Consider the following 14,746-nt stretch of genomic DNA (forward strand, 5'->3'; position numbering starts at 1 on the left):
AAAATAGATACCTACAAGGACTTGAAGACCTTGCAGGAAAAGTGAAAAATGAAAAACAAATTTTATACTTACATCCAAACCCTGCAAGATCAAATCTGTAAAGGGTTAGAAGACATCGACGGAAAAGCCAAATTCCGTGAGGATTTATGGGACAGACCCGAAGGCGGTGGCGGTCGCACCCGCGTGATTGAAAACGGAAACGTTTTTGAAAAAGGGGGCGTAAACATTTCAGCCGTTCATGGCAAATTGCCTGAGTCTATGCAAAAAATGTTTAATGTGGGAGAAGCGGATTTCTTTGCTTGTGGATTGAGTATGGTCATTCACCCAAAAAATCCAATGGTACCCACAACGCATGCCAATTGGCGGTATTTTGAAACTTATCCTTCAACAGAGTCTGGAGAAACTCCCCCTTCGGGGGCGGGGGGGCTGTCGTGGTTTGGCGGTGGTCAAGATTTGACGCCTTATTATTTGTTTGAAGATGACGCTGTTCATTTTCATCAAACGTGCAAAACGGCTTGCGACAAACACCATCCTGATTTTTATTCAAAATACAAAAAACAATGTGATGACTATTTTTGGAACGCACATCGAAATGAAGCCCGAGGAATTGGAGGTTTGTTCTTCGATTATTTGAAAGCAACCGAGGAGCAATCCATGGAAGATTGGTACAATTTTGTTACCGAAATTGGCAATTCGTTTCTTGAAGCTTACGTGCCAATTGTAGAAAAAAGAAAGGATTTGGCATATACACCAGAGCAACGCACTTGGCAGGAAATCCGTCGGGGTCGTTATGTTGAGTTTAATTTGGTGCACGACAAAGGCACTCTTTTTGGCTTAAAAACGAATGGAAGAATAGAATCGATTTTGATGAGTTTGCCTCCTCACGTGCAATGGCATTATGACCATCATCCTGTGGCGGGAAGCGATGAAGAAAAATTGTTGCAAGTACTACAACATCCAAAAGATTGGTTATAACATTGGAATTCAAATAATTAAAAAGGGTTGTCTGATATTTTTTGGTTGGCTCTTTTTAATTGTTTTCACTATTTGGATATGGAATACCTAATATTTCATCCATAATTTTTAGAAAAAACAACCTCCTTGTTGTGTTATTTATTGGAGTAAATGGTATTTCATTGCTCATGCGATGTAAAGGCTATTGGTATTATATTTAACATCAATAAAAAATGTTTATCTTTGCCCTTCAAATATTCTCAACTTAAAAGTTATATAGCATGCAACTGTACAATACTTTGAGTGCTGAAGAAAGAGCCAAATGGATAGACGCTGCGGGTAAGCAACGTTTAACCCTATCTTTTTATGCCTATACTCATTTAGAAAATCCTACACAATTTAGAAACGAATTGTTTTTAGCCTGGCATCAATTGGATGTTTTGGGGCGTATATATGTAGCACATGAAGGAATAAATGCCCAATTGTCGTTGCCTGCCGATCGTTTTTATGATTTTAAAAATGCGATAGAGGTATATGATTTTATGAAAGGAATCCGCCTTAATATTGCTGTAGAGCAACAAAATCATTCCTTTTTGAAACTAACGATCAAGGTTAGAGACAAAATACTTGCCGATGGATTACAAGACAAAACATTTGATGTTACCAACATTGGCACGCATCTAAAGGCCAAAGCATTTAATGACTTGATGGACAATCCAAACACCATAGTTATTGACATGCGAAATCATTATGAAAGCGAAATAGGTCATTTTCAAAATGCAATAACACCCGATGTGGATACCTTTAGAGCCAGTTTGCCATTAATTGAAAAACAATTAGAACAATACAAATCAGACAAAAATCTTTTGATGTATTGCACCGGTGGGATAAGATGCGAAAAAGCCAGTGCTTATTTTAAACACAAAGGTTTTGAACATGTATATCAGTTGGAAGGAGGCATTATTGAATATACCAAACAAATCAAAGAAGAAGGTTTAGAAAGCAAGTTTATTGGCAAGAATTTTGTATTTGATCACCGCTTGGGCGAAAGAATTACTTCAGACATAATAGCCCATTGTCATCAATGTGGAGAACTTTGTGATACCCATACAAATTGTATTAATGATGGTTGCCACTTGTTATTTATCCAATGCGATACTTGCAAAGCAAAAATGCAAAATTGCTGTTCGGATGCGTGTTTAGAAACGATTCAATTACCCGAAGACATTCAAAAACAGTTGCGAAAAAATAAGAAAAAGACAGGAAATCCGATTTTCAAAAAAGGAAAATCTGAAGTATTAACTTTTAAAAAGCAATAAAAAATGATACAAAAAATAGAATTAATGGCTCCTGCTGGCAATTTTGAGTCGTTACAAGCCGCCATAGATAATGGAGCCGATTCTGTATATTTTGGAGTAGAACAGCTCAATATGAGAGCAAGGGCTACCGTCAATTTTACTATGGATGATTTGGAAGAAATAGCTACACGATGTGCTACCAAAAACATTAGAACTTACTTAACGTTGAACACAATTATATATGACCACGATTTATCAATCGTAAAAACATTATTAAACAAAGCTAAGGAAGCTCAAATTACTGCCGTTATTGCATCGGATCAAGCGGTTATTGCAATGGCCCGAAGTATTGGTATGGAAGTTCACATTTCGACCCAATTGAATATTACTAATATTGAAACAATCAAGTTTTATAGCTTATTTGCCGATACGATGGTATTGAGCCGTGAGTTGAGCTTGCGTCAAGTAAAGAATATTACAGATCAAATTGCAAAAGAACAAATCAAAGGCCCCAACGGAAAGTTAATAGAAATTGAAATTTTTGGTCATGGTGCTTTGTGTATGGCTGTTTCGGGCAAATGTTATTTGAGTTTACATTCGCACAACTCGTCTGCCAATAGAGGGGCTTGTAAACAAAATTGTCGTAAAAAATATACCGTAATTGATCAAGAAAGCGGCTTTGAAATAGAAGTTGATAACGAATATTTGATGTCGCCAAAAGATTTGTGTACATTAGATTTTTTAGATCAAGTAATAGAATCAGGTATTCAAGTACTTAAAATTGAGGGTAGGGGCAGAGCACCAGAATATGTAGCCACGGTTATCAAAACGTATAGAGAGGCTATAGATGCTTTTTATGAAGGTAGCTTTACAAAAGAAAAAATTAAAGTGTGGATGGAAGCTTTGAATACGGTATATAACAGAGGATTTTGGGCAGGATATTATTTGGGGCAAGAACTGGGCGAATGGAGCGATGTACCAGGCTCATTGGCCACACAAAAGAAAGTTTATGTTGGCAAAGCAGCTCATTTTTTTCCAAAAGCCAGTATTGGCGAATTTAAAATTGAAGCTTATGATATTAAAATAGGCGATAAAATACTGATAACAGGACACAATACAGGAGCCCAAGAAATGCTGATAGAAGAAATGTATGTGGCAGATCAACCAGTTCAAAAAGCTACAAAAGGCGATAAATGTACTTTTAAACTTGATTTTAGAATCAGAATGTCTGATAAATTATATAAAATAGTAGAGAACTAATGGTCATCATTACATTGCAAAGAGACAAGTGCATTGGCTGTAATTACTGTGTAGAAATGGCTCCAGCTCATTTTCAGATGTCTAAAAAAGACGGAAAATCTGTATTGATTCATTCCCAAAACGCCAAAGGATTTTATACCCTAAAGGCTTATGACCATGGCATTACCGAAAGTTGCGAACTAGCGGCAAAAGCCTGTCCAGTTCATATTATTACTGTAAAAGTAACTTAATATATTGATCTAACTTACAAAATAATAAGTATAATTATTTTGTAAGTTTTTGTTTGTCTTTAATGTGTTTTGTAACTTATTTGAAAAGTAGTGCCCTTGTCTATTTCGGATTGCATCACTTTGATACTTCCTTTATGATAGGCTTCTACAATACGTTTAGTAAGCGACAAGCCGAGTCCCCACCCTCTTTTTTTGGTAGTAAAACCGGGTTCAAATATTTTGTTAAAATCTTTTTTAAAAATGCCTTTGCCTGTATCTGAAATCAAAATCCTTACATAAACGCTATCATATTCTATTTTCAAACTTATTTTTCCTTTGCCTTTCATAGCATCAATTGCATTTTTTACTAAATTTTCTATTGTCCAGCTGTGTAAAATAGGGTTTATTTTAATATAAATCGGATTAGAAGGTGCTTGAAAATGAAATGAAATTTGTTTAGAAAACCGAGATTGTAGGTATTCAAATGATTGTTGCGTTTCGAAAATAATGTCCAAATCTTCTAAAACAGGTTCGGATCCAATTTTTGAAAACCGATCAGTAATCATCAGCAAACGGTTGATGTCTTTTTCAATTTCTACAACAAGTGTTGGCTCTATTTCATCAGCTTTCATAATTTCTATCCATCCCATAAGAGAGGAGAGGGGAGTGCCAATTTGATGGGCTGTTTCTTTTGCCATGCCGGCCCAAAGTTTGTTTTGCGATGCTACTTTATGGCTTCGGTAATAATTGTATATCAATAAAATAAAAAGCAAAATAATGAGCAACAACGAAATAGGGTAATATTTTAATTTGTTTAACAAATCAGAATTGCCATAATATAGTTTTTGAGATTTGCCAGGCTCATAAACCATTACAATGGGTTCGTTTTGATTTTTTAATTTTTGTAAATAAGCCTTTGATTCTTCTTTATTTTTTACAATGTTTTCATCAATATTGGTTGTGTTGATGATCGAATCTTTTTCAGTAACCATTATGGGAATTCGGGCATCTTGAATGATTTTTAACAACAATTCAATATCGGTATTTTCATTAGCATTTATTAACGATTTTTGAGCCTCTGCCCAATGTTCCATTTTAATACGCTCTTCTATTTTAAATATTTGAAAAAATGAAAAAGTATTCCATAAAATAAGCGAAATCACTACAAATGAGGCCAGGATTAAGCCCCAGCGAGTAATTTCTTTTTTGGGAAACGACAAACTATTTTTTATTCTATTATATGTGTTGTAACGTTCCATTCTTTATAAAATTGTTCTAAATACATTTCCATAAAACGATGCCTCTCTGTGGCCAATTCTTTTCCTTTTGCAGTATTCATTTGGTCTTTTAGCAACAATAATTTTTCATAAAAATGATTGATTGTTGGTGCGGTACTGTTTTTGTAGGCTTCTTTGCTCATTCCTATTTCGGGTTTAATACTAGGGTCATAAATCATTCGATTTTTGAAACCCCCATAATTAAAAGTTCTTGCAATACCAATGGCTCCTAAAGCATCTAATCTGTCGGCATCTTGAACGATTTGTAGCTCTATCGAATGGTATGTACTCTCTTGGTGTCCACCCTTAAAGGAAATGTTTATTATAATCAATACAACTTGCTCGATAACAGTTGGTTCTACCTGTTGATTTTCTAAAAAATACCGAGCCTTTTGAGGGGCAATAGTTTCATTGCCCCCATAAAATTTGCTGTCTGCAATATCATGCAACAAAGCGGCCAACGACACAACAAGCAAATTGCACGTTTCGTTTTGTGCTATCAATAACGCATTTTGATACACTCGGGCTACATGAAACCAATCATGTCCAGATTCGGCATTATACAGCTCTTTCTGAACATATTGAATTGTATTGTTGATTAGTTTTGTTGTTGTCATAGCATGCAATTTTTTATTATTACAAAAAATAGTAAACAAATAAATTGGTTCAAGTTTTTTTTAAACGTTTTTTCAATGGTACACTTTATAAAACTCAAAACACACAAGTTTTTTTGTTCTTGTTTTGGTTTTACTCCACAAATTCAAACCATTTTACGTCCGCATTTGATGAATTTACCACATTTTCTATAAATGCCATACCTCGAACGCCGTCCTGTTCATTTGGATAATCCAGCATTTGTGCTGTTGGAGTATTGCCGTTTTTTTCGGACAAAATGGTTAAAGCAAAATTTTTGTAAATATTTGCAAAAGCTTCCAAATATCCCTCTGGATGGCCTCCGGGTGTTCTACAATTATCGGTCATGTATGGACTTTGAAAACCATAGTTGGCACCAGCTCTATAAATTTGTGTTGGGGCATCTAACCATTTTACCAATAGGGTGTTTGGCTCCATTTGATGCCACTCAATGCCGCCTTTTTCGCCATAAATTCTTATTCTCAATGCGTTTTCTTCGCCAGCCGCTACTTGCGAAGCCATCAAAACACCACTGGCTCCGTTATCAAACCGAAGTAAAACGTTGCCATCGTCGTCTAATTTTCTACCGGGCACTTTAATACTTAAATCAGCACATAAAGTCGTGATTTTTTGGCCCGATATGTATTCTGCCAAATGGGCTGCGTGGGTACCAATATCGCCCATACACCCACTTTTGCCGCTTTTGTTAGGATCTGTTCGCCAAGCTGCTTGTGCATTTCCTTCGCTTTCAGATAATTCACTCAACCAACCTTGTGGATATTCGACCCATATTTTACGAATGTTTCCAAAATCGCCGTTTTTTACCATAGCTTTGGCTTGTTTTACCATAGGATAACCAGAGTAGGTATGGGTTAAACAAAGTCTTAGTCCAGTTTTTTGTACTTTTTCTCTTAATAATTTAGCTTCTTCTAGTGTAAAGGTGATGGGCTTTTCCAATACGACATGAAAACCCAAATCGAGTGCCATCATGGCGGGTTCAAAATGAGCAAAATTGGGAGTTACTATCGATACTATGTCTATGCGTTCTGCAGCTGGCAATGCCGCTTCTTGGATAAGCATGTCTTGATAACTACCATAAATTCTATTAGCATCCAAGCCCAAATCCAATCCTGATGCTAATGCCGTTTCAGGATTGCTGCTCAATGCACCTGCGGTTAAGCTAATCAAGCCGTCTATGCCTATTGCATGCCTGTGAATACTGCCAATGAAAGCATTTTTACCGCCTCCAATCATACCCATTTTAAGTTTTTTAATTTCCATTTTTTTACGTTTTTAGTTTGATAGTAGTTGTTTAATAGTTCTTAATTTTTTTAAAATTTCAACATTATTTTATGATATTTTAAAAAATATAAAATAATATTATCATTAATTTTTAGATTTAATGCACACCAAAAAACCAATAAATTACATTGTTGCAAGGGTGCAAATTACTGTTTTTTTATCATAAATCAGCAATTTAGCAACAGCTTTATTCTCAATTTTTATCAAAAACAATATTGAAAATCGGACTAAATAACTACCTAGTTCATTCTTAGTCGCTTTTGATTTTTATTAATATCTACAAATAAATAATAAAAATATTATTATATAATAAATATATATTTACAAAAGAATTAATAAATATAATAAAAAAATTCTTAAAATGCAATTCATTTTTTTGTTTTTAATAAACACCATGTTGTATGAAAAAAATAATGAAAGTCGAATCTTGTTACTTACCAAGTCCAATCAACTATTCGGTATATTTCCAATATTTTCAATAATAATGGATGATTTAAGTCCTTAAATTCAATTTTTCCCGTTTATTTTTTGGTAAATATACTTATTTTGATGTTTTATTTCCAAATCTTTTATTTGACACTATTAATTAAGGCATTTATGGGTTTGAAGTTAGACATTTTTTTAAGGAGTTTTATTTCAATTAAAGCTAATTTTAGATAAAAAATTGAAAACATCGATTATTTTTTAAAAGAATCGTTTTATATTTCTATTTTAATTGTTATATTTACAAATTTTTTTAGAGTATGAAAAAACTTATATTTTATAGCTTTTGTTTGCTACTAACGGGTTGTTTTAACATTACCGAAACGGTCAAATATGGTACTAACCACAGTGGCAGTTATGGACTGCAAGTGGATTTTTCAAATTCGTGGCTCAAAACCAAAACCGCCATCATGTTGGAGGAAGTAGAGGGTACCAAAATTCCAAATGAAGCCGAAATCAAATCGAGATTGCTACAATTTAAAACCACGATATCCAAAATAAATGGCATTTCTGATATTGTAACATCAACTGATTTTGACCATTATATTTTCAAAGTTCAATTTCATTTTCAATCATTAGAAGCCCTCAACAAAGCTTTGAATCAGCTTGATAATCAGAAAAAAATAGTACATTTTAAAGAGGATAAAGGCCAGTTTGAAAGAATTGCGGCTTATCCGTTGCCCAAAAAATTAATAGAAAAAGAAGACAAAAAAGACGATTTGCTAAAAGCCTATATCATGGCTATTTATACTTTTGATACGGAAATCCTATCTGCCCAAAATGCTGCTAGTAAAATTTCGAAATCGAAAAAAACCGTCTTTTTGAAACATAATGTTTGGTCTGTTTTACAACATACTGCTCAAATGGACAATAAAATTGAGTTGAAAACCAATAACTTAACACAATAAAACAAGAAGCATCAATTAACATTACAATTACAAACAACTAATTTACTTTTTATGAAAAAATGGCTTTATTTGCTTGCATTAGCAACTTCATTTACTTTTGCTCAACACAAAACGGATTATTTTATACATTTCAATACAGCACAATTGGTACAAAAAGTGCCTTTAGACAGCCTTTTGGGGCATAAAATGTTTAAAAACTGGAATCAACAAGGCAAGAATATATCCCTGAAAGATTGGGTTACTATTTTTGATACCTCAAAACCCATGTCTATTCACGGAAATTTTTCTGATTCTATTCCGTATTACCAAATGACTTTTGCCTTGTCTAATGAAAAAGATTTGGAAAATTGGATTAACAAAAAAATGGCTCAAAAGGCAAACACTCCAATCGATACCCTTGATGAGACAATCAAAATATACAATAATTACAAAACATATTCACCAAAAGGACAATCTTTTACTATGGCATGGAATAAAAATTATGCTATTATTTACGGATTATTAAAATCGAAACGCCATGCCTACCCTCAAAACGATACAGACGAATTCACGATAGACTCTACAGCAGTGGAGGTAGATTCGGCTTATGCAATTGCAGATACTGTGGCTGTTGATTATGCTGTAGAGATGCCAAATGACAGCACCGAAGCTGTTGCTTATACTGTAAATGCAGACGATGACCTACAAGCCACAGCAGTTGCAGATGATGCCGTAGCTGCAAGCGAAACAACAGAAGAAAGTGAGGAAGCTTACCAACAATATTTGAAGGAACAAGAAGCAAAAGAAGCAGCCGAAGCTATAGAAAATCAATTGAAACAAGAAACAGCCATAAAAATACTGTTTGAAAATGGTTTTGTAGTTCCTACATCCAATAAAATCAATCCCAATGCAGATATATCTTCTTGGTTAGACTATCAAGCAGTGTATTCGAGTTTAGATGTATTGAAATATTGGTACAAAAGTTTTGCTCCAAAACCCAATAACTTGTTTGCCAATAACAGAGTAATTGGTATGGTTGCCGATTTTTATTTTGATAATGACAAGGTTAGCATGCATGAAACCGTAGAATATTCAGCTGCAATGGCCAATATAATGGAAGAAATTATGAGCCGAAAAGCCAATAAAAAGGTATTTGATTATTTCCCAAAACAAACCCCATTAGCTTATGCAACCTACCATTTTAGTACAGAAGCATTACTTAAAAATTATTCACAATTATCTGAACAAGCGTTGGCAAGTTTGCCAATTGAGAATGAAGATGCTAAAATTGTTACCGATTTGATGAGTACCCTAATAGACGAAAAAGCTACTGCAACCTTGTTTGATGGTGATTTTTCGGTGTTTTTACATCAATTAGAATCGTATGATGCTACTTTCAAATCGACTACTTATGACGACAATTATGAACCCATAGAAGAAGAAAAAACCATTACCAAAACCCGACCAATTATCAGCATGATCATGACAACCACACACGAAACTTTTCCTGATAGAATATTGGATTTGGGTGTGCGAAAAAATATTTTGATACAAAACAACAACAGCTATTTTTTGAAAAAAGAAGATCCTAAATTAGGAAAATTTGTAATTCAAAAACAAGGCGATGTTTTGATTTTTACAAACGGATTGGATTATTTGAGTCAAGGTACAGCATCCGATTTTGCCAAACAATTGAAAAAAGATTTGAAAAAGAATTACTTTTTAGGTACAGTTAATTTGCAGGATTTGATGAAACAAATTATTAAAAAACAAGATTTTGGGTCAAATACTGCCAATGTTTTGCAATGGAGCAATCAGTTTAAAGACCTACAATTTGTAGCTCCAAAAAAAGTATCTCAAAACAGCATGTCGTTTGATATGGAACTCCATTCAAATCATACCAACAAAAACATTATCCTTCAAACATTAGATTTGATGAGCTATTTGAATTAACAACTTTAGTTTAAAAAATAATAGGAATACAAAATTTTGCAAATAATAAAAAAAATGTTATTTTGTATTTCTATTATTTTATATGAATCGAGCCTAAGGCTCTAATATACAACGTGTAAATCCCGTAGGGATGACCCATATTATAACAACGGATTTCAATCCGTTGGATAAATGAAATAAAAATAAAATGAGCAAAGAAAACATAAACGCATTCAGTATAGTAAGGAAAGTATGGGTGTTTTGCCAAACTTTGCGAGATGATATGAGCCGAGTCTATGGCTCTTTTCTCGTGTTGCTTGTAATATCGACTGGACTGAAGTCCAGCCTTATAATATGAATCGAGCCTACGGCTCTAATATACAAAGTGTAAATCCCGTAGGGATGACCGATTTTGTAACAACGGATTTTAATCCGTTTAATAAATGAAATAAAAAAAAATAAAATGAGCAAACAAAAAACCCTTTAACACCGAGGACTTGAAACGGAAAGCTGGATAAGCTCCCGGAAAAAGTAGGAAACACCCTTTGATTTGAATTGATAAAAATGAGTGGCTGGTATTGTAATTTGTATCTATTGACAAAATTGTTTAATTTTACGCAATAATATTTTAAAACCACAACATGGACACACCAAAACGGCTTTTTCTGCTCGATGCTTATGCTTTAATCTTTAGGGGCTATTATGCTTTTATCAAAAATCCACGAATCAATTCAAAAGGCCTTGATACCTCTGCTATTATGGGATTTATGAATGCGTTGATGGACGTTATCAAACGAGAAAAACCCGATCATTTGGCGGTAGCTTTTGACAAAGGTGGGAGTGATTATCGGTATGAAATGTATCAGGAGTACAAGGCACACCGAGACGAAACACCCGAAGCTATTAAAATTGCGGTACCTTATATTCAGGAATTGTTGCGGGCCATGCACATTCCTATTATTGAAAAAGCTGGTTTTGAAGCTGATGATTTGATTGGAACATTGGCCAAGCAAGCCGAAAAAAAGGGTTATCGGGTGTTTATGGTAACTCCCGATAAGGATTTTGCCCAACTGGTTTCAGAAAATATTTTTATGTATAAACCCGCTCGAATGGGCAATGACATAGAAATATGGGGTGTGCGTGAGGTTTTAGAAAAATTTGAAATTAGCAATCCGCTGCAAGTGATTGATTTTTTGGGAATGATGGGCGATGCGGCCGACAACATTCCGGGGCTACCTGGAGTGGGAGAAAAAACGGCTAAGAAATTTTTGGCCGAGTTTGGCTCTCTCGAAAATCTTTTGAACAATACTGATAAACTAAAAGGAGCTATCAAAACTAAAATTGAGGCCAATGCCGAGTTAGGCCTTTTGTCAAAAAAGTTAGCAACAATATTATTAGATTGTCCTGTTGAATTTGATGAGCATGATTTTGAACTTTCTACCCCTGATATTGAAAAAACAGACGCTTTGTTTCAGGAATTGGAGTTCCGACAAATGAAAGCACAATTTGACAAATTGTACAACGGCAATGCTACCGAAGTTGAAACTGTAAAAAAAGTGGCGGTCAAAAAAACCCATGAAGAACAATTTGATTTGTTTGGATTTTCGGACGAAGATACCACAGAAATTCAAGCTAATACATACTACAATACACTCGACAATACACCACATTTTTATCAAATTGTTCAGGGTGATCTGCCTTTACGTTTATTGATGACCAACTTGTTGAGTCAGCAAACGGTTTGTTTTGATACCGAAACAACAGGTATCAATACGCTTCATGCCGAACTTGTAGGTATATCTTTTTCGTACGAAAAAGGCAAGGGTTTTTATATCCCATTTCCAGAAAATCAGGACGAAGCTTTGGCATTGGCTCAAAAATTAAAACCCTTTTTTGAAAATGAATCCATCGAAAAGGTGGGACAAAATATCAAATATGACCTGAAGATTTTGACAAATTACAACATTCAAGTCAAAGGGCCTTTGTTTGACACTATGATTGCCCATTATTTGATCAATCCTGATATGCGTCATAACATGGATGTATTGAGTGAAACCTATTTGAAATACAGCCCAAAATCGATAGAAACTTTGATTGGCAAGAAAGGAAAAGGACAACTGTCTATGCGTCAGGTAGATTTAGAAGCAATAAAGGAATATGCTGTGGAGGATGCAGATATTACTTTACAACTGAAAGACAATTTTAGTCCCATATTAGATAAAGCTGAAACAAAAAAATTATTTAACAACATCGAATTGCCTTTAATTTCGGTTTTGGCCGATATGGAAACAGAAGGTATCAATCTTGACGTTCCATTTCTGAAAGAAATGTCGGTTGAAATGCAAAAAGAAATCAACAGTTTTGAGCAAAAAATATATGAAACTGCTGGCGAAAAATTCAATTTGGCTTCGCCAAAACAATTGGGCGATATATTGTTTGACAAACTAAAAATTGGAGGTGCTAAACAAAAGAAAACCAAAACTGGGCAATATGCTACTGGGGAAGAGGTTTTGAGTTACTTGGCAAACGAACATCAAATTGTAAAAGACATTTTAGAATGGCGACAAATGGTGAAATTGCAAAGCACATACATTGACGCATTGCCTAATCAGGTTGATAGTAAAACAGGCAGGGTGCACACCGATTATATGCAAACTGTAGCTGCCACGGGTAGGTTGAGTTCCAATAATCCGAATTTACAAAACATTCCCATTCGAACAGAAAGAGGGCGATTGATTCGAAAAGCGTTCATTGCACGAAATGAAGATTATATTTTGCTTTCTGCGGATTATTCTCAGATTGAGCTTCGTATTATTGCTGCATTATCGGGCGAAGAAAACATGATCAAAGCGTTTCAAAACAACGAAGATATTCACAAAAGTACGGCTGCCAAAGTATTTAATATCCCCTTGGAAGACGTTACCAAAGAGCAACGAAGCCATGCCAAGACCGTCAATTTCGGTATCATATATGGGGTTTCGGCTTTTGGATTGAGCAATCAAACCTCGCTTTCAAGAAAAGAAAGTGCCGAATTGATAGACGCCTATTACCAAACCTATCCAAAATTGAAATCATACATGTCGGCACAAGTGGATTTTGCAAGAGAAAATGGCTACGTTCAAACCGTTTTGGGCAGACGACGCTATTTGAAAGACATCAATTCGGCCAATGCCGTAGTAAGAAGTGCCGCCGAACGAAATGCCGTAAACGCACCTATACAAGGAAGTGCCGCAGATATTATCAAAATAGCGATGATCAATATTCACAAAAAATTGATTTCAGAAAACTGGAAATCAAAAATGTTGTTGCAAGTGCATGATGAGTTGGTTTTTGACGTACATCACTCAGAGTTGGAAAGCATCAAACCGATGATTAAACACGAAATGGAAACCGCTTTCAAGATGAATGTACCCCTCGAAGTAGAACTAGGCGACGGAAAAAATTGGTTGGAGGCCCATTAGAAAGTGGTCAGTGTTCAGTAGCAGTTGGCAGTTAAATTTGTTTTGTCATTTCGACAGAGGAGAAATCTCATAATATTAGAATTTAATGAAATATTTAGCTTTTTTTATAAAATTTATTTTTTTGTTTCTAATTTCATATTTTGTAATTGGAACAATTATCATTAATATCACAGGAGAAACAGGAATAAATAAAACCGTAGGTTGGGCTTGGGATTTGACTAGTTTTATTATTCCTCTTTCACTAATTTATTTTTCTACATATTCTGCATTGTTTTTAATGAAGATTAAAACCAATATGCTGTTCTCTATACTAAGTATACTTTTGCTTTTATTTTCTGTTTTATTCAAAAACTATATTACTGTTTTCTTCTTAATAAGCTTTTTGATTTTTTTATCAAACGTTATTTTTTCCATTTATTTGAAATTCAAAAAATGATTACTGAAAAAGAAATAATTGATTTTATAGAATCGGAATATTGGAAATCAAATCTTAAGTCAGATTCTGATATTTTTACATTATTGAAAATTAACGGTAATGATTGTGATGATTTACTGTCAAAATATGCTGAAACATATAATGTTGATATGAACGATTTTCTTTGGTATTTTCATTATCAAGAAGAAGCAAGTTTGACATTTAATTTTGGTAACATATTTTTTAAAAACCCTCATAATAGAGTAAAAGAAATTCCGTTTACACCAAAAATGCTAGCTGAATTTGCTGTGTCTAAAAAATGGAAAATTGATTATCCCGTTCATGATTTACCAAAATATCGTTATGATATTATTATAAATATAATTATTTTAGGAATATTGATTTTAGGGATAATATTACTGAAAGTGAAATTTTAACATCTTTATTTCAATAGAGTTTAAAAATATCATTTTTGTCCTATAAAAGTAAAATACAATTTTAATGCTTTGATTTTTAATTGTTTAAATATTGAAATTATATTTCAGCTTTTTTTATGCAGCAATTAAAACAAAAAAATTGCCACAGATTTCACAGATTTAGCGGATTTTTTACGATAAAATCTGTGAAATCTGTGG

General features: G+C 34.0%; 10 protein-coding genes and 1 pseudogene. 8 read left to right on the top strand and 3 right to left on the bottom strand.

The features are described from left to right. Positions 1 to 48: 48 nt before the first annotated feature. The 4 genes and pseudogenes from hemF to B0A58_RS07700 all read left to right on the top strand — a co-directional run bounded on the left by hemF (position 49) and on the right by B0A58_RS07700 (position 3,742). Entirely contained in the window at positions 49 to 975 is a 927-nt protein-coding gene (gene hemF, locus B0A58_RS07685) for an oxygen-dependent coproporphyrinogen oxidase (protein ID WP_089080571.1), read from the top strand. 260 nt (positions 976 to 1,235) lie between these two features. After that, positions 1,236 to 2,270 (top strand): annotated as a pseudogene (gene trhO, locus B0A58_RS07690) (oxygen-dependent tRNA uridine(34) hydroxylase TrhO); the annotation flags it as partial. Positions 2,271 to 2,276: 6 nt separating this feature from the next. Further along, on the top strand, positions 2,277 to 3,512 hold the full coding sequence (locus B0A58_RS07695) for a peptidase U32 family protein (RefSeq protein WP_089080573.1): 1,236 nt from the start codon (positions 2,277 to 2,279) through the stop codon (positions 3,510 to 3,512). After that, positions 3,512 to 3,742 (top strand): ferredoxin, encoded by a 231-nt coding sequence (locus B0A58_RS07700; RefSeq protein WP_089080574.1) that lies wholly within the window; start codon positions 3,512 to 3,514, stop codon positions 3,740 to 3,742. Before B0A58_RS07695 ends, B0A58_RS07700 begins: the two co-directional genes overlap by 1 nt. A 59-nt stretch (positions 3,743 to 3,801) precedes the next feature. Here the strand turns inward: B0A58_RS07700 and B0A58_RS07705 are convergent, their stop codons facing one another. The 3 genes from B0A58_RS07705 to B0A58_RS07715 all read right to left on the bottom strand — a co-directional run bounded on the left by B0A58_RS07705 (position 3,802) and on the right by B0A58_RS07715 (position 6,912). After that, positions 3,802 to 4,980, bottom strand: a complete 1,179-nt coding sequence (locus B0A58_RS07705) for a sensor histidine kinase (protein ID WP_243389469.1) — start codon at positions 4,978 to 4,980, stop codon at positions 3,802 to 3,804. Next, entirely contained in the window at positions 4,950 to 5,615 is a 666-nt protein-coding gene (locus tag B0A58_RS07710) for an HD domain-containing protein (RefSeq protein WP_089080575.1), read from the bottom strand. The genes B0A58_RS07705 and B0A58_RS07710 overlap by 31 nt, the downstream gene beginning before the upstream one ends. Before the next feature lie 130 nt (positions 5,616 to 5,745). After that, positions 5,746 to 6,912, bottom strand: a complete 1,167-nt coding sequence (locus tag B0A58_RS07715) for a Gfo/Idh/MocA family protein (RefSeq protein WP_243389470.1) — start codon at positions 6,910 to 6,912, stop codon at positions 5,746 to 5,748. Positions 6,913 to 7,676: 764 nt separating this feature from the next. Here B0A58_RS07715 and B0A58_RS07720 point away from each other — a divergent pair. From B0A58_RS07720 to B0A58_RS07740, 4 genes are all read left to right on the top strand, one after another. Next, a complete protein-coding gene (locus B0A58_RS07720) occupies positions 7,677 to 8,324 on the top strand; it encodes a hypothetical protein (RefSeq protein ID WP_014082723.1) in 648 nt (215 codons plus the stop codon). A gap of 51 nt (positions 8,325 to 8,375) precedes the next feature. Beyond that, positions 8,376 to 10,256: a hypothetical protein gene (locus B0A58_RS07725; RefSeq protein WP_089080576.1), complete on the top strand. Its 1,881-nt coding sequence runs from the start codon at positions 8,376 to 8,378 to the stop codon at positions 10,254 to 10,256. Between the two features lie 620 nt (positions 10,257 to 10,876). After that, positions 10,877 to 13,696 (top strand): DNA polymerase I, encoded by a 2,820-nt coding sequence (gene polA, locus B0A58_RS07730; RefSeq protein ID WP_089080577.1) that lies wholly within the window; start codon positions 10,877 to 10,879, stop codon positions 13,694 to 13,696. 432 nt (positions 13,697 to 14,128) lie between these two features. Continuing rightward, complete coding sequence (locus B0A58_RS07740; RefSeq protein ID WP_089080579.1) at positions 14,129 to 14,548, top strand: DUF1493 family protein; 420 nt, start codon at positions 14,129 to 14,131, stop codon at positions 14,546 to 14,548. Positions 14,549 to 14,746: the final 198 nt, after the last annotated feature.

It is taken from the genome of Flavobacterium branchiophilum NBRC 15030 = ATCC 35035, assembly GCF_002217205.1.
Lineage (GTDB): Bacteria > Bacteroidota > Bacteroidia > Flavobacteriales > Flavobacteriaceae > Flavobacterium > Flavobacterium branchiophilum.